This window comes from Alteromonas sp. K632G, from assembly GCF_017653625.1.
In the GTDB taxonomy this organism is placed as follows: domain Bacteria; phylum Pseudomonadota; class Gammaproteobacteria; order Enterobacterales; family Alteromonadaceae; genus Alteromonas; species Alteromonas naphthalenivorans.
The window spans coordinates 71,435-97,064 of record NZ_JAGGDM010000009.1 but is presented as its reverse complement, the minus strand read 5'-3'; the positions used below and the strand labels follow the sequence as shown (position 1 = coordinate 97,064).

At 37.4% G+C, this 25,630-nt stretch carries 23 protein-coding genes; 12 read left to right on the top strand and 11 right to left on the bottom strand.

What is annotated here, in order from left to right; translation table 11 throughout:
- Positions 1-11: 11 nt before the first annotated feature.
- The gene (locus J5X92_RS10665) at positions 12-644 is read right to left on the bottom strand and encodes an XrtA/PEP-CTERM system exopolysaccharide export protein (protein ID WP_208805733.1); all 633 of its coding nucleotides are present in this window, start codon (positions 642-644) and stop codon (positions 12-14) included.
- A gap of 152 nt (positions 645-796) precedes the next feature.
- Here J5X92_RS10665 and J5X92_RS10660 point away from each other — a divergent pair, with 152 nt between their 5' ends.
- The 5 genes from J5X92_RS10660 to J5X92_RS10640 are packed head-to-tail and all read left to right on the top strand — an operon-like array spanning position 797 to position 6,290.
- Complete coding sequence (locus J5X92_RS10660; RefSeq protein WP_208805732.1) at positions 797-2,209, top strand: TIGR03013 family XrtA/PEP-CTERM system glycosyltransferase; 1,413 nt, start codon at positions 797-799, stop codon at positions 2,207-2,209.
- Between the two features lie 2 nt (positions 2,210-2,211).
- Entirely contained in the window at positions 2,212-3,066 is an 855-nt protein-coding gene (locus tag J5X92_RS10655) for an XrtA system polysaccharide deacetylase (RefSeq protein WP_208805731.1), read from the top strand.
- 9 nt (positions 3,067-3,075) lie between these two features.
- Positions 3,076-4,536: an exosortase A gene (gene xrtA, locus J5X92_RS10650; RefSeq protein ID WP_208805730.1), complete on the top strand. Its 1,461-nt coding sequence runs from the start codon at positions 3,076-3,078 to the stop codon at positions 4,534-4,536.
- Between the two features lie 10 nt (positions 4,537-4,546).
- A complete protein-coding gene (locus J5X92_RS10645) occupies positions 4,547-5,695 on the top strand; it encodes a glycosyltransferase family 4 protein (RefSeq protein ID WP_208805729.1) in 1,149 nt (382 codons plus the stop codon).
- Positions 5,696-5,699: 4 nt separating this feature from the next.
- Positions 5,700-6,290 carry a hypothetical protein gene (locus tag J5X92_RS10640; protein ID WP_208805728.1) on the top strand — a complete coding sequence of 197 codons (591 nt, stop codon included), beginning with the start codon at positions 5,700-5,702 and terminating at the stop codon, positions 6,288-6,290.
- Here the strand turns inward: J5X92_RS10640 and J5X92_RS10635 are convergent.
- Positions 6,287-8,158 (bottom strand): acyltransferase family protein, encoded by a 1,872-nt coding sequence (locus J5X92_RS10635; protein WP_208805727.1) that lies wholly within the window; start codon positions 8,156-8,158, stop codon positions 6,287-6,289. The two genes, J5X92_RS10640 and J5X92_RS10635, sit on opposite strands and share 4 nt — an antisense overlap.
- 303 nt (positions 8,159-8,461) lie before the next feature.
- Here J5X92_RS10635 and J5X92_RS10630 point away from each other — a divergent pair, with 303 nt between their 5' ends.
- From J5X92_RS10630 to J5X92_RS10615, 4 genes are read left to right on the top strand one after another with little or no spacing between them, the layout of a single operon-like run.
- Entirely contained in the window at positions 8,462-9,271 is an 810-nt protein-coding gene (locus J5X92_RS10630; protein WP_208805726.1) for a hypothetical protein, read from the top strand.
- Positions 9,271-10,575, top strand: a complete 1,305-nt coding sequence (locus J5X92_RS10625; protein ID WP_208805725.1) for a right-handed parallel beta-helix repeat-containing protein — start codon at positions 9,271-9,273, stop codon at positions 10,573-10,575. The genes J5X92_RS10630 and J5X92_RS10625 overlap by 1 nt, the downstream gene beginning before the upstream one ends.
- The gene (locus J5X92_RS10620; protein ID WP_208805724.1) at positions 10,572-11,588 is read left to right on the top strand and encodes a glycosyltransferase family 2 protein; all 1,017 of its coding nucleotides are present in this window, start codon (positions 10,572-10,574) and stop codon (positions 11,586-11,588) included. The genes J5X92_RS10625 and J5X92_RS10620 overlap by 4 nt, the downstream gene beginning before the upstream one ends.
- A complete protein-coding gene (locus J5X92_RS10615) occupies positions 11,578-12,435 on the top strand; it encodes a hypothetical protein (protein WP_208805723.1) in 858 nt (285 codons plus the stop codon). The genes J5X92_RS10620 and J5X92_RS10615 overlap by 11 nt, the downstream gene beginning before the upstream one ends.
- Before the next feature lie 36 nt (positions 12,436-12,471).
- Here J5X92_RS10615 and J5X92_RS10610 read toward each other — a convergent pair whose 3' ends face one another.
- On the bottom strand, positions 12,472-13,593 hold the full coding sequence (locus J5X92_RS10610; protein ID WP_208805722.1) for a glycosyltransferase family 4 protein: 1,122 nt from the start codon (positions 13,591-13,593) through the stop codon (positions 12,472-12,474).
- A gap of 99 nt (positions 13,594-13,692) precedes the next feature.
- Here J5X92_RS10610 and J5X92_RS10605 point away from each other — a divergent pair, with 99 nt between their 5' ends.
- The 3 genes from J5X92_RS10605 to J5X92_RS10595 are packed head-to-tail and all read left to right on the top strand — an operon-like array spanning position 13,693 to position 16,134.
- On the top strand, positions 13,693-14,685 hold the full coding sequence (locus J5X92_RS10605; RefSeq protein WP_208805721.1) for a glycosyltransferase family 2 protein: 993 nt from the start codon (positions 13,693-13,695) through the stop codon (positions 14,683-14,685).
- On the top strand, positions 14,682-15,386 hold the full coding sequence (locus J5X92_RS10600; RefSeq protein WP_208805720.1) for an SGNH/GDSL hydrolase family protein: 705 nt from the start codon (positions 14,682-14,684) through the stop codon (positions 15,384-15,386). Before J5X92_RS10605 ends, J5X92_RS10600 begins: the two co-directional genes overlap by 4 nt.
- Positions 15,376-16,134 carry a sulfotransferase family 2 domain-containing protein gene (locus J5X92_RS10595; RefSeq protein WP_208805719.1) on the top strand — a complete coding sequence of 253 codons (759 nt, stop codon included), beginning with the start codon at positions 15,376-15,378 and terminating at the stop codon, positions 16,132-16,134. Before J5X92_RS10600 ends, J5X92_RS10595 begins: the two co-directional genes overlap by 11 nt.
- 18 nt (positions 16,135-16,152) lie before the next feature.
- Here J5X92_RS10595 and J5X92_RS10590 read toward each other — a convergent pair whose 3' ends face one another.
- The 8 genes from J5X92_RS10590 to asnB all read right to left on the bottom strand — a co-directional run bounded on the left by J5X92_RS10590 (position 16,153) and on the right by asnB (position 25,625).
- Positions 16,153-17,028 (bottom strand): hypothetical protein, encoded by an 876-nt coding sequence (locus J5X92_RS10590; protein ID WP_208805718.1) that lies wholly within the window; start codon positions 17,026-17,028, stop codon positions 16,153-16,155.
- An 88-nt stretch (positions 17,029-17,116) separates the two neighbouring features.
- Positions 17,117-18,589, bottom strand: a complete 1,473-nt coding sequence (locus J5X92_RS10585; protein WP_208805717.1) for an oligosaccharide flippase family protein — start codon at positions 18,587-18,589, stop codon at positions 17,117-17,119.
- Entirely contained in the window at positions 18,589-19,431 is an 843-nt protein-coding gene (locus J5X92_RS10580) for a sulfotransferase (RefSeq protein WP_208805716.1), read from the bottom strand. Before J5X92_RS10580 ends, J5X92_RS10585 begins: the two co-directional genes overlap by 1 nt.
- 7 nt (positions 19,432-19,438) lie before the next feature.
- Entirely contained in the window at positions 19,439-20,299 is an 861-nt protein-coding gene (locus J5X92_RS10575) for a glycosyltransferase (protein WP_208805715.1), read from the bottom strand.
- Positions 20,289-21,587 carry an O-antigen ligase family protein gene (locus tag J5X92_RS10570; RefSeq protein WP_208805714.1) on the bottom strand — a complete coding sequence of 433 codons (1,299 nt, stop codon included), beginning with the start codon at positions 21,585-21,587 and terminating at the stop codon, positions 20,289-20,291. Before J5X92_RS10570 ends, J5X92_RS10575 begins: the two co-directional genes overlap by 11 nt.
- Positions 21,580-22,692, bottom strand: coding sequence for a glycosyltransferase (locus J5X92_RS10565; protein ID WP_208805713.1), 1,113 nt, complete (start codon positions 22,690-22,692; stop codon positions 21,580-21,582). Before J5X92_RS10565 ends, J5X92_RS10570 begins: the two co-directional genes overlap by 8 nt.
- On the bottom strand, positions 22,685-23,764 hold the full coding sequence (locus tag J5X92_RS10560) for an acyltransferase (RefSeq protein ID WP_244360613.1): 1,080 nt from the start codon (positions 23,762-23,764) through the stop codon (positions 22,685-22,687). The genes J5X92_RS10565 and J5X92_RS10560 overlap by 8 nt, the downstream gene beginning before the upstream one ends.
- The gene (gene asnB, locus J5X92_RS10555) at positions 23,745-25,625 is read right to left on the bottom strand and encodes an asparagine synthase (glutamine-hydrolyzing) (RefSeq protein ID WP_208805712.1); all 1,881 of its coding nucleotides are present in this window, start codon (positions 25,623-25,625) and stop codon (positions 23,745-23,747) included. Before asnB ends, J5X92_RS10560 begins: the two co-directional genes overlap by 20 nt.
- Between the last annotated feature and the right edge of the window lie 5 nt (positions 25,626-25,630).

The window sequence follows — 25,630 nt, the reverse complement described above, 5'->3', positions numbered from 1 at the left end:
TACTACTAGAACTAGAACCAAGCTTCTGGAATGATTATTATATCTCCAGGCAGCATGTCTACATTTTTCGAAATATCGCCATCTTTAATTAAATCATCAATCTCAATACGATACGTTTTTTGTTGTCCTTCAATAACTCGAACTAGCTTAGCATCATTACCATTAGCAAATTCAGTTAAACCTCCGACGGCGATCATTAAATCGAGCAGAGTCATATGCTCAGTGAAACTAACAGCACTTGGATTTGTAGCCTCGCCTATGACTCGAACTTGTTCACTGAGTGGGCCGGAAAAATTATTCACGCTAACAGTTACTCGAGGGTTATTGATGAACTTAGAAAGTTGTTCTTCAATCTCTCTAGCAAGCATAGTTGGAGTTCTCCCTGCCACGTCAATATCTTCCACCAAAGATGTCGTCACTTTTCCGTCAGGTCGAACTACAAATTGTCCCGATACTTCTGGATTCCTCCATACAAAGATGGTTAAGGAATCTCCAGGACCTATTAGATAGTGATAGTCGTTGACATCGGTGGTTAGTGAAGGGCGAGTTGTAGCCTGTGGTAAGGAGGGCTGATTACTACATCCTGCCATTGAGAGTATTAGTAATGTAGTGCAAATTGTGATTAAGCTTTTAAAGCGGTACATAAGAGATCATCCTACACTCATATGGTTAATTTAAGCGTTCTTATGTTTACCCTACGGTAATTGTCACTATAATGCCAACATCAAATCTAGTCTATTAGAAAAAATCCATTTATGATGTTACAAAAGGCGTTAGTTTTTAAAGGGAGCCGTGAGTGGCAATAAATAGTCGAAAGCAAAATAAGCGCTCTAATATATTAGTTGTTACAGAAGCGCTTCTCATAGCATATATGGGATATATATCTCATTTTATTCTTACTCAAGTGGGTATGTCGCCTAGCGTTGCCGTTGAAAAACTGGTTATTAATATTGGACTGTTAACATTTGCCATTTTAGTTTGCTCTCTGTCGGTCGGGCTCTACGAAGCAAAACTTCGAGAAACATTTAGGGGGATTATCAGGCGAATCTTTGTAAGTGTTGGGCTCAGTTATTTTTTGGTGGAAGTGTTGAGTAGAGCTCTGTTTGACGATTTGGTCATGGATGCTTACTTTCTTCCAGCTTCGGTTTGTTCAATTATTATTACTCTCGTCATATTTAGATATTTTACCAATAGGTTGGGATTGCTGGGTTTAGGCAAAGTAAGAATACTGGTTCTAGGAGCGGGAGAGAGAGCTTCGATAATTGAAAAAAGAATGAGAAGGGATGTCGATAGAATTGGATTTGATTTAATTGGCTTTATTCCAGTTCCGGGAGATAATCGCGAAGAAGGTATTCGCCGAGAAAATATAGTTCATGTTAAAATTGATGAAAATTTCCAACAATTTATCAACGATAATGATATTGAAGAAATTGTTATCGCTTGTGACCAGCGAAGAGGAACTTTACCAGTAGAAGTACTGTTTGATTGTCGATTAAGGGGAATTGAAGTAACTGAGTTGCTTGATTTTATGGAAAGAGAAACTGGTCAGATTGTTGTTAATCTCATGTATCCCAGTTGGGTGATATATTCCAATGGTTTTCAAAGCCAAAATTATTTGCGGGACGCCCTAGACTACAGTTTGAACATGATTTTAGCGTTAATAATTTTTGTATTTGTTTGGCCTATCATGTTGGCTACAGCACTAATCATCTATTGCGATGACGGTAAGCGTACAGGTGTTTCTGTACTATATAAGCAAGAGCGAGTTGGATTGAATGGGAAGCTATTTAAGATTCTCAAATTCCGGAGCATGAGACCTGATGCAGAAAAAGACGGTGCTAAGTGGGCGAGTAAAAATGATGACAGAGTGACTCGTATTGGTCATTTTATCAGAAAATATCGGGTTGATGAGCTCCCGCAATTACTAAATGTTTTTAGAGGTGAAATGTCATTCATTGGGCCTCGTCCAGAGCGGCCTCAGTTTGTTGAGCAGCTTGTGAAAGAAGTACCTTACTACAACCAGAGGCACAATGTTAAACCAGGCTTAGCAGGCTGGGCACAGCTTAATTACCCTTACGGTGCGAGTGTAGAAGATTCAATGGAAAAGCTGAAATTTGACCTCTATTACGTAAAGCATCAAAGTTTATTATTAGATATATTAATTCTCATTCGGACAGTCGAAGTTGTATTGTTTGGTAAGGGGCGCTAACGATGAAACTCGATAATCGCTTAAATGCGATGACTGTTGATGTAGAAGATTACTTTCAAGTGTCAGCATTTGAAGGTGTAGTGGATAAAAAGGATTGGGACGGCATAAGCTTAAGAGTTGGTGATAACACTCACCGATTACTTGATTTGTTTGCAAAGCATGATGTGAAGTCAACATTTTTTACTTTAGGCTGGGTAGCACAACGATGTCCTGATGTAATCAAGCGTATTGTCAATGAAGGGCATGAATTGGCAAGTCACGGCTTAGCTCATAGGCGAGTGACTACTATGACGCCTCAAGAGTTTAAAGATGATGTTCAACAAAGTAAGCAAATCTTAGAAGACATAGGTGGTGTTGTACTTAAAGGTTACAGAGCACCAAGCTTTTCTATAAATGAAAATAATGTATGGGCTTATGAGATTATAAGAGATTTGGGCTTTACCTATTCATCTAGTACTTACCCTATAAAACATGATTTATATGGTGTGCCTTCTTGGCCAAGGTTTAAGTATATTAATGATAGCGGGCTAGTGGAAGTTCCTATTCCCACTATTAGGAAAAATAATGAAAATGTAGGGATTGGTGGAGGAGGATATTTCAGACTCTATCCTTACTGGCTATCTAGACGTCGAATTTTCAAGTATATGAAGGATGAGAGCGAGCCGTATAGCTTTTATTTCCACCCTTGGGAAATTGATGAAAAGCAACCTCGGTTGACGAGAGCTCCATGGAAATCAAAATTTAGACATTATATAAATCTTTCTCGTATGGAAAGTAAAGTAGAACAATTGTTGAAGGACTATAATTGGGGCACTATGTTGCAAGCATACGATTTAGATAGCAGTTCGAGGATATGAGGTACTCCGATGTTTAGGGACGAACGAAGGAAGTTGTGGCTTAACCTATTCTTGGTTTTTGTATTGTGGCTAACGATTTGTTTTACCGGAATTTATACAGCTGCAAAAATTTGGTATAGCAATGAAATCTTCAATCATGGCTTCTTTGTTTTACCTGGATCGCTTTATCTCATATACTTGAAACGCAGAGATTTACTTTCTCAGCCTATTAACCCTGCTTTATTACCAGTAGTACTAATTTTACCCGCGTTGCTAGTCTATGTCGCTGGATTTGCTGGTGATATTCAACTTCTATTACACCTCGCTACATTCTCTTTGTTCCCGCTTCTAATCTGGAGCGTCATAGGGCATCGTGCGGCATGGCAAATATTTTTCCCCCTTTGCTTTATCATGTTTAGCGTTCCAATAGGGGAACAGTTAATCCCTTATCTACAGCAGATCACCGCTGATGGCTCTGTATATCTTTTAAAATTGTCAGGAATTCCACTTTTTAGAACTGGACTTTATATTGAAATTCCCCAAGGAAGGTTTCTTGTCGCTGAAGCATGCTCAGGTGTAAGCTTTTTTATTGCTAGTTTGGTCATTGGAAGCCTCTATGCGTATCTAAATTTTAAGTCATCTCAAAAGCGAATCCTGTTTACACTTATTTCAATATTCCTTCCGGTTCTGGCAAATATCGTCAGAGTATATGGGATTATTCTCGTGGCCTATTGGAGTGATATGGAGCACGCCGCAGGTGCAGATCATATTATTTATGGTTGGTTCTTTTTTGCTTTTGTCATTTGCTGCCTACTTGGCCTAGGAGAATTGCTAAGAGAGAAGTCAGAAAACGACAGCGCTCATAAACCAAACGTTATTGAAAATACTAGCCAATATTCAGCGACTCGGTTATGGGTTATTTATACTATTTTGATTGCCACGGTGGTGTGGCTCTATTGGATTTCTGTGTACATAACGAAGCCTACTGAAATGAAGCAAGGTATTCCTTTCTTGCAAGATGTAGGCGAATTAGACTGTAATAGCGGGTTTGAGTGGTCACCTAATTTCAATAAACCTTCGACAACATTAATGCAGTATATCGGTAATCCCAATAGGTGTGACGCTCAATACTACCAAGCTTGGTTCGACGAAATAGATAATGAACTGGTTTCAGACTTAAATAAACTTTACGACGAAAAAAGTTGGTCACTAGTCAGAAATGAGGCACCAGTTAAACTAGCTTCTGGAGTTGAAGTTTCAGTTAGAATTATAATTTCTCCAGCGGGAGAAGAGAGAAAAGTTGCTTACTGGTTTCAAATAGGTGAGTTCATATTTGGAAGCCCAGTAAAGGCAAAACTATACCAAACATTTACAGTTATGAAAGGTGGGAATAATACTGGTGTGATTCATGTAGTATCTTTACCTGTTAATTCGGATATGGCAGCACAAGTTGAAAAGTTAAGTTGTTCATTGCCTTCAAAATGTAACTGATAAGAATCTTATGAAAAAAACACTTCTACTAACAGAGAATTTTCCTCCAATTAACGGTGGTAGCGGCCGTTGGTTCTGGGAGCTATATTCCCGTCTACCTACTGATAAGGTTTTTATTGCTACACATAATGTTGAAGGAAGTGAGTCTTTCGACAAACTTCATAATTTAAACATTATTAGGCTTTCACTTGTATCTCGGGAGTGGGGGTTAAGAAGTTCCTTAGGCTTAAAGTTTTACTGGAAAAGCTTTTGGGCAATTAGGAAGCTTATTAAAAAGCATGATATTGAAGAAATTCACTGTGGACGTGTAATTCATGAAGGGGTGACGGCATGGTTGTTACACATGTTTTCAGGCATATCTTACCGGTGTTTTATACACGGCGAAGATGTTGAAACTGCTGCCACAAGTAGGGAGCAAAGCTGGCTCGTACGACAGGTTTGCAAAAACGCCATAAACTTAATATGCAACAGCCACAATAGTGCGAGTTTAGTCCAATCTCTAGGATTCAGTAGCTTAGATAAGTGTGACGTATTACACCCGGGTGTGGACACGGAACGTTTTAAGCCTTCTCCTGTAGATAATACGTTTAGAGCAAAGATGGGATGGGAAAGAAAATTTGTTCTGCTTACCGTTGGTAGACTTCAAATGCGAAAAGGGCAAGATATGCTTATAAAAGCATTGCCTCAATTGCTAGAAAACAACGAAAATTTACACTATGCAATTGTTGGGAAAGGCGAAGCACTAGAAGAACTTAAAACTTTAGTTAGTGATAATAACTTGTCAGAAAATGTTGATATCCTGACTGATGCTGACGATAACCTTATGACAAAGTGTTATCAGCAGTGTGATTTATTCGTGCTACCTAATAGGACTATTGGTAACGATATCGAAGGATTTGGTATGGTTTTATTAGAAGCTCAAGCATGTGGTAAATTTGTAGTGGCAGGTGATTCAGGAGGAACAAAAGAGGCCTTACTAGAAGGCAAGACGGGTTTTATTATCAATTGTAGTTCGGTCAGTAATGTTGCTATTGGTTTGGCAAAAAGCATAAATGAAGTGCATTCGCGAATATTAGACCCCACTGCACTACATGAAGACATTCACATGAAATTTGGCTGGGGACATCACGTTTCTAAGTTTAAACGCATCATAGGCTAAAAAAATGAATATATTTGTTTTGTCCGCTGGCAGAGCCGCTTCAACGACCTTTGCTCGAGCATGTGTATATATTGATAATTATAGCTGCGCTCATGAATCTAATGCACAGATGCTTTTTCCTCAGCGCATGACTTACCCAAATAATCACATTGAAGTAGACAATCGGTTAGTTTGGTTTTTACCTCTTATTGAAAGCTATTCTAAAGGCGAAACTTATTTTGTTTACCTAAAGAAAGACTTAGATAAAATTGCTCATAGTTATGAACTGCGCTGGGGGTTAAGAGAATCTATTGTGAAGGCCTTTGGTCATGGAATATTGATGCGGCCTAAAATTTCTCACCTTGAACGAATTGACATTTGTAGGTCTTATACACAGTTTTGTGAAGAATCAATACTTTCATTTATTTCCGATAAAAGGTCAATAACGATAGAAGTCGATAATATTAAAGAAGGTTTTGATCAATTTTTTGATGATATCGGTGCTTGTGGAGACAAAGAGGCTGCGTTGGAAGAATTATCTATTAAATACAATGTCAATTCTCAGTCTTTCAAAAGCAAATTTAAACGCTTTCTTAGCAATAACTTCTTGTTTTAAAGATTTATTTTTATCAATGCTGGGTTTACATACTGTTCAAAAATACTTATTGATGCCGGTTTGGTTAAGTGTCCATAATCAAAACTGATTAATTCCCCGTTAAATTTCACTGTGCATTTGATAGGAGAACGCTTTGTTTCACATAACTTATCAATTAAGGAAATATAGGTAATATCAGGATACCCTTCCATCAATTTACTCAATTTAATATTTGTTTTAAGAATAGAACCATCCAATTTATTTGAAGTCAGTGTATCCTTAAATTCTCCATTCTTTGCGTAAATAATAGGAAGAGAGGGATACCATTGAGGAACTGGACCTAAAACAATTATTTGCTCTACACCATTATCTTTCAATATTTGTAGCGTATTTTTCCAATCCATTTTTTCATGTTTATCTTTCATGGCTATCAAGACAATATCAGGTTTTATCTTTGCAATACTTGCTTTCGCCAGTTCATTTGCCTTATCGCAAGCGGCTCTTAGTTTACTGGCAGTTCCTAACTTTTGTGTAAAGCTAGGGTAGCAACCAGATGACGTTACTTGATGAATAGTCGTTTTTGATTCAAGCTTTTCTCTTAAACCCACTGCAATTGCGGCTAAATGTGAATCTCCCCACAAAAATATTCCGCCCGAGTTGACTGGGTCTATGCAGTAGGGTGAAAGAGAAATGACCCCACTACTTGAAATATTTTTACTAACATTACAATCTTTTGTAGGCCCATCTTTTTCCTTATTCATTGCCTTATATTTAGCAATAAAACTATTTGCGGGTAGTTCCGAGATAGGTCTAATTGGGTGGCTTATTCCATTGAGGCTATATATCACAATTGATAATGTTACGGCTAAGCCTGTAGGCAGCAAAAATGAATATGAGCGGGTATTCTTTTCAATCAGGTTAAACGATAGAAAGCCCAACAGAATTGATAGGGATATACCAATCAATATTGGTAAGTGGTCAATTTCATGCTCTCTATTATTAAGGTAAACCACTATTGGCCAATGCCAAAGGTAGATGGAGTATGACCATTTACCAATTTGGTTCAAAATATAGCTTTTGAAAAATATAATATTTTGGCAAGAGGATAAAATAATCAAATATACGCCCAACACAGGCAATAGGGCATAATATGATGGCCAAGCTAGCTCGTTGTTTATAACCAATAACGAAATCCCAATCAATGTAAAACCAGTCATCAGAGTGCAATGCTTCAACCTCCTATTTAAATTTATAGGATATATGAATGCCAGTGCGCCAAAGAGCATTTGCCATGCTCTAGTTGGAAGCAGGAAGTATGCTGCGTCAGGCCATGTCCGAGAGGCGTATACACTTAATAAAAAGCTAACTAATAGGGATATCGTAATACATAATTTAGTTAACCGTAATGAAGACAATTTTACTAATAACACGATGATCAAGGGGTAAATTAAATAAAACTGCCATTCAACGGAAAGTGACCAAGTGTGCAGTAGCCAGTTTTCGTGTGCATGTGCTGAGAAATATCCAGACTCCTGCCAATAAGTGATATTTGAAAAAAAACCTAGACTAGAATAAACATGTTTAGAGAGAGTTTTGTATTCTATGTTGTAAAAACTGAACCATCCCATCACGAGTAAAAATATGCAAAGTACTGCTAAGGCGGGTATTATTCTGCGGGCCCTGGCTAAGTAAAATGCAGAAATAGAAAAGTTACCTTCTTTAATTTTCCCCAAAATAATTGCCGTCATGAGGTAGCCAGATATGACGAAAAAAATATCTACACCGATAAAGCCACTGGGTAGCCATTGTTGATTAAAATGAAAAAGGACGACGGAAATAACAGCAAACGCGCGCAACACATTAATATCATAGCGAAAATTCAAACTCATCGAGAAGTCCTTTTTCTCATTATCTGACACTTAATTGTGTCGTATACTAATAGTAAGCTGATACCTAGAAAACTCATAAAACTAGCTAAATTTCCAATGGAGTAATTGATAGTTCAAATACAATGCGAATGACTTTAATGCGAAAAATTCACGCAAAAGTATATTGATCAATAGTCAATAAACCAAGGCTAATATAACGCTGTTAGCCTTTTTCTATTTACCGGTTAGCTATATCAATCGATAAGCTTTAAAGTTAGCGTTTAAACCATTAAGATAATCTTACAACTTAACGTACTTTTTTTCATGAAAAATATTTTATTGCTATATCTTAGTGTTTTTGCATTATTCCTTTTGGGTCTTAATATTTATGGGTTAACACAAACTTTAGACCTAGGTGATTTAACCACTGATAATTTGCGATTTAAAAATAACGATGTATTAATTTCTAAGAGCGACTTTATTTATCAGTTATTTAAGCTCGAGGGTGAGAGTAATAAATCCTACGCGGAAAGGGCGACTAAGGTCGTTGCGTCGGGAATGGCTCATTTACATTGGGAAAAATATGCTCCTGAGGAATTCAATCAAACGGTTCCTGCATGGGAAAACTATATTCTTTATGCTATGGGAAAATGGTCTGGAATCCCAGAGTATGAGCGTTATCACTTTGTTTCTACAGAAAAATCGATTGAAAGAGGTATTGGCATTTGTGGAGATGCATCAATGCTACTATCCCAAAAACTAACTGAAAACAACATTGATAATAAAATTGTCACAGTTCCCGGCCACGTTATGGTTGAAGCTAACTTCGACGGGGATAAACAGTTGCTTGATCCTGACTTTGGCGTTGTGCTTAGCAAAGGAGGACAGTTTTATCGTGAAAATCCAGATGAACTTGAAAAAATCTATAATGCTTATGGATTCAATGGTAACGGTGAAGGAGTGGTCATTGCCGGGATACGTGAGAAGATTACCTATTGGAATGGTGCTCAACATTTTATTACTAAGAAGTATTACTTTGAAAAAGCAAGCTATGTTGCCATTTGGTTTCTGCCTATATTTTTTCTACTAGTTGTATGCTTTGTTTTAAAAAATGATAAAAAGGTTTATAAGTAATGTTGAAGTATATACTAATAAAAATGACGGACGGCGTTTTGTACGGAACTGGCTTCCTTTTATTTTACGGAGGGGTGGGTGGCGTCCTATTTTTACTCATAACAGACTTATCCGTATTCCAAATAACGTCCAAAATTTCAGAGGTTAGTGGGCTTGAGGAAAAAGCCATTCAACAACCAGATGCAATCAAAACCCGTGTAGTAAAAAAATTCTTGGCACCAAGCAGCAAAATCCCAAGTAATTATAAGGTCATACGCGTTAATGAAACTGGAACTAGCTTCGTCGCTGCTGTTAAGGATGCTCATGAGAATGGAGGGAATACAGCTATTATTCTAGCACCGGGCACATATGACATAGATAGAACGGTATATATTCGACAGCCAGGAATATTCATTACATCAGAAACGGGCTCCCCATACGATGTCCGAATAAAAGGCCGAGGTGTATTTGCCTCTGGGCGTGAAGGTGTATTGATTCGAGTGTCTGCGAACAACTTTACTATTGATGGCATAACGTTATCAGACTCGCCAAATCACTTAATTCAAATTGCTGCAGAAGATAACGCAAGCTATGCAACCGTCAATAATATGATCTTAGAAGATGCATATGAGCAATTTTTAAAGGTTAGTTATAACCGTAAGTCCAAAGCTGATAATTTCTCTTATGAAGGGAAAGTGACAAATTCGGTTTTTCAGTATACCCAAGGGCTCGCTTACAATTTCTATACTGGAGGTATAGATGCTTTAGGTGCGAAAGGGTGGATTGTAGAGAACAACGTATTTCGAGATATTGCTAGCCCAAGTAAACACATTGCTCAGCATGCTGTTCATTTTTGGGTTAATTCTGAGAATAATATCATTCGCAATAACCTTTTTATCGATAACGATCGCGCGATAGGTTTTGGAATGCCCCTTAAAAATCATTCTCAAACGGTTGAGTTTTCTAGTAGAGGCGGCGTGATTGAAAATAACGTGATTTTCCATGCAAAAAATGGAGATCCATTCGGAGATGTGGGGATTGTTCTTGAGGCCAGCGAGGGTACGGTTATAAAAGATAATACTATTTATGTAGAGCATGATTATCCTCGCGCAATAGAATATCGTTTTAAAGAAAGTAAGTTAGTTAAAATTAGAGGAAATAAAACAAACAAGACGATTACTTCTAGGAATGGTGGTACAGCTGAACTATCTAATAATAGTGAAACCCTATCGAAAGAAGAATTTATAGTAAAATATAACCAAATTATGAACAATCTTGGTATAGATGAAATAAAAGCGCCTATAATAGAAGAAGAAGAGAAATGACAGAGTTACATTGTGGCGAAAACCCATTAGTTTCTATAATAATTCCTATTTTTAACCGAGAAAATCTTGTAGATCGGGTTCTCAATACAGTGTTAAATCAAACTTATCGACACTGGGAATTACTCTTAATCGATGATGCCAGCACCGACGACACTAAAGTTAAAATTGATTCTCTGTGCGGTGATGATACTCGTGTTAAATGTATAGATAACGTTCACTGCAAAGGTCCAAGTGGTGCCAGAAATACAGGCTTAGATTATGCGACTGGTAAGTATATTGCTTATCAAGACAGTGATGACGAGTGGATTAATGTTCATTTAGAAACCATGGTACGTTATTTAGAAAAATACGCTGACAAGATAGACCTCATGACTGCTGATCCTCTAAGGAAGTATGAAGGAACAGAAGAGGTTTTTAATTACGACAAACTTGATGTGACTAAAATTTCCTATAGCAAACTTGATGAAGGCTACCTCTTTGCGGAGGAAGAAATTTTCGATAAGCAGTTAAGAGGTAGAGTGGTTACGACTCAATGTATGGTAGGGAAAGCAGAGTTGATGAAATCAGTACGCTGGAATGAAAAACTCAATGCTGCTGTCGATATTATGCATAATTTAGAACTGTGTGCTAAGAATATAGGTGTTTGTCACATCAGTGAGTACCACGCTATTTATTGGGCCCATGATGATAACCTGACAAATGTATCAGGTGTACATAGTCCTAATAGAATGGAACGCGTGCATGGGGCTTTTGCGCTCTATTGGGAGCTTGTTCTAGCTGAATTAAAGTTAACGTATAAGCAAGAAGAGTACGTTAAGAGTAATTTGGCTAAATGCTATGCTTGGCACTTAGGATATGAAACTTTTGAACCTCAAAATAAATTTTTAGTTGCTATAGAGTATTACAAGAAGGCATTGAAGCTGTTGCCAAATGATGCTCACATTCTGAAAGCATTACGTAAAGCGAAGCTAAAACTCTTCTTAAGCAAATTTGGACTCTATTATGGAAAATAAACGAATTGCTGTATGTTTTTTTGGTATTACTCGCTCACTGAAGCATACTCTACAAAATATTAATACGCATGTTGTTAATCCGGCTAGAAAGCTTGGTGAAGTAAGGCTTTATGCTCATTTCTTCGATCAGAGGTGTATTGTAAATCCTCGGAGCGGTGAGTGTTGTAAGCTTGATGAAAATGAATATAAGTTACTTAATCTTGACCAAGTAACCATTGATCAACCCGATGAATTTTTAGCCCATTCTGATTTTGTTCAAGTTTCTAGATATGGTGATGGTTTCGGCGATGGCTTTAATTCGCTAAGAAATTTATACCACCAGTTGTATTCACTAAACTCGGTTACGGCGAAAGCATTAGAATGGGATCCGAACATAGTAGTATTTGCCCGACCCGATTTGAAATATCACGATAGCTTCTCACGCACTTACAAGGACGCTATCGATAATAAAAATGTTATTTACGTACCGAATTGGCAACACTGGGATGGTTTGAATGATAGATTTGCTGTCGCAGTAGATACAGGCGCCATTAAAGCATATGGTCAGAGGTACAGAGCTATATCGCAATATTGTTCTGAAACTCAAAGTTGTTTACATAGTGAAAAATTACTTAAATATGCTCTCAAATCTCAGAAAGTGAAAATGATAAACATCAGAGCATCACGGGTGCGATCAAACGGTGGGGTTGCCAAAGAACCATTTCATCACCATCGGATCCTTACATTGCACAATTTCATTGCTCAGACACTTAGTTGCAGCTTTAACAACAAACTTTTAGTTAACGTGATGTGGAAGTTACAAGTATTGGTTTATGGTAATCCCTACAAAGGTTTAAAACATAAATAACGTTTGAAAAGCCTTTAGGGCCCTGAAGTTTAATTTCTAATCGATAACTAGTTCTTCTAAAATTTGACTGATATTTGCTTCAAACAGAGAAATATCAAATCTAGTTACCGCTTCTTTCCTACAATTATTTCTTAACCGAGCGCTGAGCTCAGAATCATTTAATAAAAGTTCTACGTTTTTAGATAAGGTTAGTGGGTCTTCTTTATCACTTAGTAAGGCGGTATAGCCATGTTTGAGCATTTCTGGAATACCGTTTACATTTGTAGATACAATGCTTTTTTGAGCTGACATTGCCTCTAATAGCGATATTGGGAATGCTTCTTCGTGCGATGCGCACACATAAATATCTAATTTTGTAAGTGCCGATTTAACGTTAGATAGTTGTCCATGAAATGTAACTCTATCTGAAACCTCTAAATCATCAGCCAACTCTTTCAAGTACGTCTCTCTAGGCTCTTGCAATATATCTCCACCGATAATGTCATAGTGTGCATCAACCCCTTTTTGAGTCAATATTTGAGCCATTTTCAGAAAGTCGTCATGACCTTTTCTAAATTGAAGATTAGCTATAATGCCAATATGTGGAATAAGGTTTTTTGGAGCGGGTAGTGCAGGGAATTGTGTAGTATTAACCCCATTGTGTATAACATGCATGTGTGATGTAGGGCATAATTTATTGAGAGTAACTGAAAGTTTCTCTTTTAGTTCATGACTACAAAATATAAAAGCCGCTGGAGAGTATCGTTTCTTTAATGCCCACTTCATGAAGCCTTCTTCATATGGGTAGTGAACATGACAAACCAATGGTATAGAAAGAAATTTGCATATCGGTTGTAAGCTTCTAAGAGCAAGAAGATCACCAGTGTACACTAGTGATGGTTTATGGCGCTTAAAAATACGATAATACTGGATTAACTGTAAAGCACTTTGGATAGGCTTACTTAACTCGGGCTGAAGAGCTTTAATTGGCTCAAAAGTTGCGCCCGACGTACTTGCTTCTTTTCCTAAGTTATTACCCTCAGGCGAAAGAAAAACGCAGTGATACTTTTCTTTCAAACAGTTAAGTACGGACAAAGTAACGCGTTCTGCTCCGCCGATTACATTGACGCTATGAGCGAAAAAAATGGTTTTCATACTTGTTGACTGTTTAATATTCATTTAGTTTTTCATAGGATTACAGTAAAGTATGAACACATCAACACTTAATTACTCAATTGGGAAGTTCATGCATATGGACTATGCAAGAGAAACAAAAAAATGAAAGCTGTAAGTATCATCCTTCCTACCTATAACCGAGCTCACTTTCTTCCTGATGCATTTAAATCCTTATCGTCACAGACCTTTAAAGATTGGGAGTTAATTATCGTTGACGATGGTAGTACTGACGATACAGATAAATTAGTTGTTGAATTACAGTCGAAATATTCCTTTTTGGTAACTTATATCAAACAACAAAATTCAGGCCCAGCACAAGCACGCAATGAAGGTATAAAATTAGCTAAGGGCAAATTTATAGCATTTTTCGATAGTGATGATGTATGGGAAAGTAACCATTTAAGTTTAGCTATTGATACTTTTGAAATGCATGAACAACTCGATTGGTTATATTTTTCTTGTCGACGTATAGATTTAAGTACCGGCGATGTTTTATGGCCTTCCACTTTCTACACAGATGGTTTGCAAAACCCGCTTTTTTCCTGTGTTTCAGAGTGTGTTGGTAATGTGTTTTTTTTGCAAAATGACAAAGCTGCTATATGTCAGATTAAAGAAGGTATAGATAGTGGCTTACAAAATGCAATTTTTAGAAGGCATATTTTTGATGAAATTATGCTACCTAATTTTAGGGTAGGTGAAGATCGCCTATTTATTTTGCAACTGCTTAAAGCTAAATTTACTGCGGCATTCATTGATGAAGTTACCGTAAACTATTGCGTTCATGATGGTAATACTTCAGATACGAATCTAAACGAGAAAAATATTGAAAAGCGAATACGAGCGATGCAAATGTTGATTGACAGTTACGAATCGACGTTTGATTATCTAACTCTTACTCGACGAGAACGAAATGCCTTAAAAATGCGCCTATCGGAAGACTATGTTTGGAAGTTAGGTTATAGCTTGCAACGTGAGAATAGCCAACATACCGCGGCTATTAAATCGATGCTGACAGGAATTAAGTATTGGCCATATCGATTTAAATACTGGAAGACTCTCTTGATAACCATAATTAAGGGAGCAATGTCAAAATGAAATATGGTCGAATAGAAAAACTAAAGGCTGTTTTGCTTAGCAAAAAAAAAGTGCTTGTTTTAGGAGACTCTCATACAGAGGTTTTTTCTAAGCCAGAGCTGCAAAGGTTTTTTTCACCAAAACACCTACTGTTAGTCGAAACGGTTGGAGGTGCAACAATATCAGGCCTGACAAACCCGAACTCACAAACCCAGGCGTTGCCTATATTTGAACGTTCATATAAGAAGGTTCATCCCGAGGCCACTATTATCCAACTAGGTGAAGTCGACACCGGCTTTGTGCTTTGGTATCGCGCAGAAAAGTACCAAATATCTATAGACGAAATGCTTTCAACTTGTATAGAAAACTATAGAACCTTTATACAGAAACATGAAGGTAAAGAGAAAACGGTGGTAGTAAGTGCCCCCCTTCCAACTATCACTGATGAACAAGATTGGGGCGATGTTGCCTCCGCAAGAAAAGAGGTTACGACTTCTCAAATTGAACGTACCTTATTAACATTAAAATTTAATAGCGCGATTAAACGGTATTGCTTTGAAAACAACTATCATTTTATTGACTTAGATCCTGAATCACTTGGAAGTGATGGTGTGGTTAATAAAGTATTATTGAATTCGGATCCTAATGATCATCATTATGAAGAAAAACAATATGTTAGTTTATTAGTGCCTCATTTAGCCGAGATTTTTCATGAGAAATAAACTAATACAATACATCCCAACTTGGATTTACTTAAATCTACGTTGGTGGGATTTTAAATTAAATAGAAGAGTACACTTTGATAACATTCAAGCGCTAAGAAAGAGAGAAACAAGCGAATGGTCGTCATATAAACCGTTTGACGAAACTAAAAGTATTTTTGTCCATATACCAAAGTGCGCAGGAATTGCCGTTAATAAGGCATTATTTGGTAACCTTGCTGGAGGTCATACCTCCTTGGATGAATATATAAATGTTTTCGAGCCAAAGTTGTTTAGCACGTACTTTAAATTTACTTTTGTTAGAAACCCATGGGATAGAGTAGTTTCAGCTTATACCTTTTTAGAAAAAGGTGGTTTTAATAAGTGGGATCAAGAGTTTTACGATAAAGAACTATCAGGTTATCGTGATTTTCATGATTTTGTTTGCAATTGGTTATGTACGGAAAACATCAATAAACACCATCATTTTAAATCACAGCATACCTATATAATAGATAAGTTCGAACGAGTATCTGTAGACTTTATCGGATATTTCGAAAACATTGAGGAAGACTTCGCAACGATAGCGAAAAGAATGGGAGTCGAAGCTAAATTAGAGAAAAGAAACTCTGTATCAAGATCGAATTACCGTAGTTATTATGATGAGAAAACCATGGCTATTGTGAATGAGGTATATAAAAGGGATATTGAGTTATTTAATTACGACTTCAACGGACCTAAAACTATGGTCAGGTCTTTGGAGTTATAAGGGCAATCGGGATTGCAATTATGAACTGAGTTTAAGCTTTTTCTTTAGGAGTCGGACTCTAAGCGCCTGAGGAAGGGCTATATATAACTTTAACGTTTCGATTAATGATAACTTACGTTTAATATTACTATCTACTAATGTTCCTCCATTATTTGTGATAGAAGCGGAAAAATAGTGTTCGCAAACGATCGCAGTAATTTTAAGACGCAACAAGTTTTTGTCAAAATCTTCATAAGGCGAGGCCGAATGCCATCCGGTGGTAAATAACCATCTACCTACTCCGTAGGCCGCAGGTTCATTAAAATAATTTCTTAAAATTTCAAAAGATTCAAAATCTGTGTGTAATTTGTTTGGCCAATTTTCGAAAGCAGTGTTACAAGATGACTCGAAGTAATTACTCGCTTCATAAGTTATGTAAAATAATGCTGTGCATATGAAACTATTGTACTCATAGTTCAAGCATTTTGAAGCGAATGCTAGTCGTGTTTCATCACCAATGATAGAAAGCCTTGAACCTTTCTGCTGATGCTGAATAATATGGTTTATAAAGTTTAATTTTTTCAAGTCATACAATTTATAGTTACTATAGATTGTATCGTTCATCAGGATAAAATTGATTTCATCTTTGGGACACTTATTCTTTATGAAACTCATTCCCTCCAACCATGCAGAAAACTCTGCATTTTTGTTAGAGCCCATGATTAAGTAAGCATCTTGAGTAGAAACTAGTTCACGAAACCTCAATTCCTCTTTATTCTGCGCATTATCAACAAATAAAATCTTAGTAACTCCAGCGTCTTTAAAGCTCTGTAAAAGAGAAATTAGCGCTGTTTTATTGTTTAATATTCGCTCTCTAGAGTATACGCAAAAAATTATCCATGTACCTGAAATCATTATTGTTCACCAAATGTATATAGATATTATGTTTCCCGAGAGCTATCAAGATCGAGAACAAAGAGCAAAAAAATTGTGACTCGTACTGTTATTGAAACCGCTGGAGTATTACTCCTAAACTACGGTTGGCAAGCGATTCAATGTATTTCCACTCTACAGTTCGCCTCATAAAGCTGTAATGAAAAACTAACAATAAGGCGAAGAAGACAATAACGAAAATTAAACCAGTCACTATTAAGTCAAATAAAATGAAGCCAGAGCCCACATTGAGGTAACTAGTCGCTAAAGACGCGAGTATAGTTGCTAGAATCAACGGAATGCACACAAATAAAAGTATTAGAGTGTTCTTAAATCCAGTATAGGTTAGCGCAATGAATGCTAAAAACAAAAGACATAGGGCATTTTCTATTCCAACCCTTATAAGACTAAAAAACAAAAGATCGTCCATTCCAATAGAAAAAAGACTACCATAGAGTAAAGTAAATGAGAGAATTTCATAATACAGCATTTGCTTTGTCTTGCCATAAACGACTAAGACTCTTCGTCCTTGATTCAGCATCGCTACTGCTGGAATAAGTAAGCTAAAGTAAGCTAGTAACTGAGAGTAATCTATCCATTTATTCCCGAGAAAAACTAAAGTAATAAGTTCATGTTGGCTAACCATTAAACCCGTTATGGGTAATGCAAGTATCATAGTAACGACAAAACTTATATTAAATTGCCTAGAAAATGCGTTAGCGTCGTTCTTTGTTTTATTTAATTCAACTAACAAAGGTTGTGTGGCGGGGAGTAATATTTGCGAGCTTGGAATAAAAGCTAGGTACTTCATTATATGATAAGAGCCTAATGCTTCTTTTCCAAATGTGCTACTTACCATGATGGTATCTAACTGTGTTCGAAAGTAGCCAAGAACAGATTGAGGTATCATCCAACCTGAAAAGCTCCATTGTTCCTTTGCGTTAGCGAGTGTTAGGCTCGGTCTATGATCATGTATGAAGTATGAACCGATGACCATCATAAGCCCATTTGCGCATTGACCCAGAATTAACGCCCAATAAGATTCAAAGGTCAACGCAATGCTTACAGCAACGCCGACAGAAAAAAACTTGGCAATAATACTTAGCTTGACAAGTGATTTATAATTTTGTTCCCTTCTTAAAAATGCAACGCCAGGGTTATTTAAACAGCGGACAATGATTAGGCAAGATAAGACATACAATATCGGGGTTAGGCGACTATCTTCATAGTATTGTGAGACAAATGGGGCGCTGACCACCATAACAACTGAGAGTATACCTTTTAAGATAAGGTTGATTGTCCAAGATGTATTCACAGTCTCTTCGTCAAGTTTATCTGAGCGAAGTAGATATTGCATTGACCCGGTGTTTGTCAAAACATCTAACAAACCCAAATAAAGTGTCGCTATAGCGACTAGGCCAAAGTCTTCTGGTACAAGCACACGGGCGAGTATTAACGTACTTATAACGCCAATCATCTTTTTGGAAATAGACTCTGCTACAAGTAATGCGCTGCTAAATAAGCCTTTTTTCACTGTGCTCATTAAAGTTGGCGCCATCTATTTAAAGATATGTTTAGTATAGTTTCCAAACGGGCTATATCATTTTCAATGAGTAATAGCTTATCTTTGGAGAGTGTTGGTATTGTTTTCTTTTTATTATCGAATGATATGATTTTTTCTTTCAAGACAGAAAAGGCCTTAGTTTTTTTTAGCTTTTTAAATGGCCGGCCTAAAATTGAGTCCTCAATATTTTTTTGTATTTTGGGAATGTTAAATACACGTTGTTGACTCGAAAATGCTGAACTGTTCTTTCTTACTTTGAGGGTGTCAGGAACGAAATTACCGTCAATGTTTAGAAAATTGCAAACGTTTTTAAAAAACAAATTGGGTGAACTTGCGATGTCTTCATAAAAGCATATATGTATATTTTCTCGAGGAAATAAGTTAAATATTCGCTCAATTTGAGGTGAATAAAGGCTTTGCTCAAGAATAAATGGGTCTTTAGTGACGGCTTGGTCAAAATCAATATCTGAATATCGACCGTGAGATCGAAAAAGATTGTAGGCTGAATAAGCACGATCAAGTGGAGAACGCAAAATTACAATTAGCTTTGTATCTGGGGCATGTTTTTTGAGACGCAATATCGCTTGTTCATCAAACATGTAGTCAGGAGTAATTTCCCCAGACCGAATACCCTTGCTTAGGGGGTAGAAAAGGTCAAAGTACCATTCAATACCCTTTTCATAGTGAATATCAAAAAAGTGAACTTCCTTTTGAGGCATATAGATTTCGGGATGATCTCTAAGACAATTATATAGCCAGCTAGTGCCGGCTCTTTGAGCGCCAATTCCAATGAAGGAAGGGGGCTGGAGATTCTCTTTCATAGTAATTTCATTTCATTTTTGCTAAAAGTTTTTGAAGACGTTGTTTAGCCAATATTCTCTTATGTAGAGGTAACGAGCTTGCAAGCGACTGAAAGTTGGCTTGAATTTTCAAATTAATTTCGTTCATGTCTTTTGGCCAATATAATACATCAGTACTATCTAAATAATACTCCTGCATTTTTCCAAGCTCATACCGTGCGATTCTGTTTTTATATAACTTGAGGTCACCAATTTTGAAAGGAGAAAGGCTTTCAAACCTATATCCCGTGTCCTCTAAATATGTGACGCGGTTAGGCAAGTTTCGAGGTTTAAAATCTAAGTTAGTGTTAACCGCCTTAGTAAGGAAGCTATCAATCCAGTTTAGTCCAGTAGGTAATTTAAACGAAGAGTTTCTGATTCTAGATATAAACGAGAGTTTTAGTCCGTATAAATTCCCAAAAAAACAACTTCTGTCTACCACTAAGCTTCTGTAGAAATTAATATTTCTACCTGACAATGGCAGGCCTGCTATTGCTACAGTTTCTTCCTGAGTTTTTAAAAGGTGCGCTGACATATTTGGGAAGCAGTGCTCTGAAAAAGAAACGTCCGCATCAACAAAAAAGTGAACGTCGGAATCATCTGCTAATTCATGCATGTAATAATTCCACGCGTTACATTTGTCGCCAATAGTTAATTCTGTGATATTTAGCTTCTCGAATGATAGTTCTTTTTTTATTCGTTGAGACTGTGAAACGGTATCGTCTGTGCAGCCATTCGCAATTAAATGAAACGTACCAAGCTGAGAGTCTGTATTGGCCCATACTGATTTAATGGAATCTATTATATTGCTAGATTCGTTATAGGCAAACATCGTTATATTATATTTCATTGGATCTCGCCTTTTTATCAGCAACCTTATTTAGATTTTTCACTTGAAAGTAATTTACGCTAATCAGAAGAATAATAAAGTAAAAGGGTTCAAATATAATAAGGTCAAGAAATATTGCTCCCACATAAAAACCCATTAACCCGCACATACTCGCATTGTTGATATAGGCATAAATACTATCCGGTTTGGTGTGTGCTTTTACGTAACGAAAATTAGCGAAGGACTTGAAGAAAAAGTAAAGATAAATGAAGCCAGCAATAACGCCCGTGTTTGCTGAAAAATTTAACAGCGTGTTGTGGGCAACATGGGGAGACTCTCCAGGGAAATTTACCCGAGATGCAATTTGGAACCTCTGAGGACCCACACCTAAGAGAGGATACTGCTGCGTAAGCTTCGCTCCTACTTTCCATGAGGCTAACCTCGGATTAATAGGCTCTTCACTATGCTCAGCCTTGCTTACCGTTGCTGTAGTTCTATTGAGTAAGTTACCCCCCTGCCAAATAATAGCACCAGCGAAAGCAATCAAAAGGATGATGTTTAGTTGTTTAGAACGAATAATGGTTGTCGCAAATAACGTTGATACCCCAGCGCTTAGCAGCGCGCCGCGCGATGCACAAAGGATCAGAGCATGCCATAAAAAGGGGATAAGGATAATTAAACCGACTTTTATTCTTTTATCTTTGAAATAGAGAATTCCAAAAAGTATAAAGTGCATTAGTATGACTAAAAGAATAGAAAAAGCATTTTCGTCTCGATAGGGACCGCTGGGTAACCCTGAAAAACGCCCTCCTTTAAACATATTCCAGTCTTGTTCAAAATAAGCTTTATTTGTCCAATAAGTGTAATACGCAGCAATAGCAAGCATTGTATAGCAAAAGGTGACCAACGCTTTTTTGTTCTGGATAAGCCCTAATACAACTGTATACATGATAAAAATTGTACGCATTGTCCCCAACACTATTTCGGCACTAGTGCCAGCAAAGTAGCTATTGAAGGGGCTAAATAAATTTGAAAGGTGCATAACAAGTACTAATAAAGCTAAGGCTTTGTATTGGCCTGAGCCATAGACTGCCCAGTTAATTTCTCCCTTAGCAGCCTGAATGATCCACGCTAAAATAGATAGTCCGGCTGTGATTTTGAACAGAGGGATACCTTCAAAGCTCCAGAACCATATGTACTGTGGTTGCATCACTGAAACCATGGTGTAACTTAATGCAGATAGGTAAGGGGCACTAACTAACATTGTAGTTGTAAAAAGAAGTGCCAATATCGTAAGTATTTTAACCATGATTTTTTAGCTTGTCGTAAGCAAGGCTATACTGATTATTCATTCTATTTGCATGAAAATTTTCGTTAAAATAAGGCCGGCAATTGTTTTTCATTAGTTGATACATTGAGGGGGACGAAAGAATAACTAATATGGCCTCTGAAAAGGATTTTTTGTCATTATTTAACGTAACTAATCCAACTTCTTTGTGTTTTATAATTTCAGCATTTCCCCCAGCATCTGTAACTATGCACGGTACCCCTAACGATAACGATTCAAGAAGTGTCATTGATGTCCCTTCACTCAGTGACGATAGAAGAAATAAGTCCATTGCTTGTATATAGCGTGCCGCGTCTTGTTTGTATCCAGTTAAAATGACGTCATTGTTTAAGCTCAATGTATCAATTAAACTTTCAATATTTGCTCGCTCTTCTCCGTCTCCAATTATCACCAGCTTAACATTCTTAAATTTTTGTTTAACCAAATCAAATGCTTCAATCATCATAGTATGATTTTTAATTGGGTCAAAACGCGCGACGGTGCCGAGTAAAATAGTGCCTTCATCAATAGATAGGGACTGACGGAGTTCATTTCGCAGTTTGTCTGTTTCATTTACAGGAGCTATTCCATTGTAAATTACCTGTATTTTCTTCTCGGGTATATATTCGAAGTCAGTTAGAGCTTGTTTAGTGGCTTTCGATATTGCAGTGATGTTCGATGAAAGCAATGTCAAAATTGGGTTTATGATCTTTCTTTTCCACGAAGTTGAATCAGGATAAAATCGACCATGCTCAGTAAATAATACTCTTGCTTTCGTAAATGCAGCGCCAAAAGCACCATAAACCCAAGGAGTGTATTGATGGCAATGAACAATATCAATTTTATGTTTGATGATATATTGCCTAAGTGATTTTATAAGACTTAGGTCAAAACCGGCTTTACGCTTAGCATTTACGATCTTTAAACCGGCTTTCTTCATGTCTTCTCCCCACGGACCTAGCGGAGATTCAATGCAGTATATAGACATGCGGTATTGAGTATCATCGCATCCTTCAACGATATTCTTGATAACCATTTCAGTGCCACCAATGCGCATGTCATATGTTACGTGTAAAATATTAACCATGCTTTACGACTTCCTTACAGGCGCTTTTTTTTCTATCTAAATTACTTCTAGACATAGAAAACTTGAAATTCTTTCTTGCACTCATAATCGGAACTTCTATTGCGCGGTAGAGAACTTCAGACAGTATTAAGGTAATAGCTAGAGCGACGAAGTAATAAATAACAACATGGTTGTTTGCAATTAATTTTTTCGTAATAACCAAAGCGTCAACATGCAATAAATACATAGCATAGGAGCGAGTTGAGATGTGCATTATGACGGACCGGGCCAATCCTTTATTATGAAAGCTGGTTCTATCAGCCCATATGATCCAAACGCCAAAAATTAGAGCTAGGCCAAGCTTACTAGGGTCGCGGATACCCAAATCGGGAAAATACCTTGCCAAATAGAACAAGATATAAGCAGCAATGGCGATTGGAAAAATGAGGTGAATTTCCCGTGAAAATTTCTCCCATAATTCGAAGTGATAGTGCTTACAGTACGCGAGTAGTACACCCATAGCGCAACAATCAAGCCTCACATGAGTTTCGTTTAAAGAGTCATACCATTCTGTAAGGCGAAATATAGAAGGACTTATTAGAAGTAAAATGAGCACGATAGTTTGTGACGTCTTATTGAACTTAAATGTAATGGCGATTAACGGGGCAATTAATAAGTAAAATTGCTCCTCCACAGACAATGACCAACTTACATAGAACAAATCTAAATCTGTTTGATAATTCTGTAAAAAAAATAGATGCGCCCATGGAAAGCTAAAATCTTCTTTAGTGAGGTATTGTTGTAAAATTGTTGCGCTCAATACCGCGTAATAAGCCGGTAGTGTTCGCATCCATCGTCGACTCCAAAAACGCTTAATATCGATATCACCGTACTTCTTTTTTTCAATCAATAGTTGATTACCGATAAGCCAACCAGAGAGTACAAAAAACAAGTCAACACCCGTTCCACCAAATTGTAATGGGGCTAAGGCTAATGGAGAACCCAAGCTATTTATAGTGTGGCCTGTAAACACCATCATTATTGCTAGGGCCCGAAAACAATCGAGGGCGAAGTTACGCTGCATATTTTTCATACCACATTTCGAACATCAACATGCTCCACAGCACTATGCCATGGTCTTTTGTATTAGATTGATGTTCATTCCAAATGCTTAATATTTTAGTTTCATCAAACACTGAATGCAGCCCGGCATTTGACTTCAAAAGCTTGACTTCAGTAGTTGTTTTTAACTCACCCCTGAACCATTCATCAAGCGGCGTGCTAAAGCCCATTTTTTTTCTGTATAGTAGGGAATCAGGAATAAAGGGCTTAAACACTTCCTTTAGTAAGTATTTCTTTTCGCCATCTCGGAATTTTTGATTAGATGGAACGGATGCAGCAAATTCCGCTACTTGGTAGTCAAGAATAGGGGCACGAACCTCGAGGGAATGCGCCATGCTCATTCTATCTACTTTAACTAATATATCGCCTGTCATGTAAGTTTTAATATCGGTATATAAAATCTTACTTAAGTGGTCAGGGCCATCAGCCTTGTTATAGGCATCGATAGTATATTGGCTTGGGTGATAGTTTTTCAGTTGCGCTGCAACATCTGGTTTTACTAAATTGCTCCACATCTCGTCAGTCATCATGCTATTGGTAATGTAAAAACCCATAGCAGGGTCGTGTGCCAAACTGTTAAGTAAAGACTTACCTTTTCTGCCTACAGAGCCAGGCAGTATGCCTGCTACATGTGCTAGGGTAGGGAAAAGATTCTTTCTTAAAGCCTCAGGAAATTTACTTCTTAACTTATTCTCTATATCGTCGGTAGTGTATTTTTCGTATCCGGCAAACATCTCATCACCGCCATCACCAGCTAATGCTACCGTTACCGCTTTTCGGGCTAGTTCAGAAACGAAAAAAGTAGGTACTAATGAAGGGTCTGCAAAAGGTTCGTCGAAAAAGCTAACAATGTGCTCTAAGCGTTCGGCTACATTTTGGTGAACCGTGTACTCATGATGCTCTGTTTTGTATTTTTCGGCTATCTCTCGAGCAAAATCGGCCTCGTTAAACGCTTTATCATCAAAGCCGATGGTACAAGTTTTCACTGGGCTGTCGCTTGCTTCAGCCATCATAGCGACAACACCAGAGCTATCTACGCCGCCACTTAAAAACGCACCCAATGGTACGTCACTTACCATGCGCTGCTTAGTCACTTTTTCCAATAAAGATTTAAGCTGGGTCTTATGGGCTTCTTCACTTTGATGCGAAGTATTTTTGAAACTCAAATCCCAATATTCATGTACTGTAAACCCATCTTTATTCAACAACATATAATGGGCTGGGGGAAGCTTGTGAATATGTTTAAATATACTCTTTGGGTCGGGAACGTATTGATAAGCAAAGAAATCGTAAGCCGCATCTAGTCTTACTTCTCTGGGAATATTATCCAGTGCTAAAATTGCTTTTATTTCTGAGCCAAAAGCGAATCGTCCGTCTTGTGAATAGTAATAAAGGGGTTTTTTGCCTAACCGATCACGAGCGATAAAAAGCTCTTGCTTAGTGATATCCCAAAGTGCAAAAGCAAACATGCCATTAAGTTTTTCTAAACACTGAACGCCTTCGCGCGCATACAGTGCAAGTATAACTTCTGTATCGGTATGGCTTTTAAAACTAACACCTTGTTGTTCAAGCTCGGCTCTAAGCTCTAGAAAATTGTAAATTTCGCCGTTAAATACAATAACAAGATTACCATCGGCAGAATACATAGGCTGATTGCCTGCTTCCGTTAAATCCAGGATACTGAGGCGTCGATGGCATAGCCCTATTTTTTCATCTAAGTAGGTACCGCTAGCATCCGGTCCTCTATGATAAATAGCCTGCCCCATCGCTTCCAACGTGGTTGTATTGCCTTCTTGATAATCAAATAGGCTAAATCCTGCAATGCCGCACATTAATG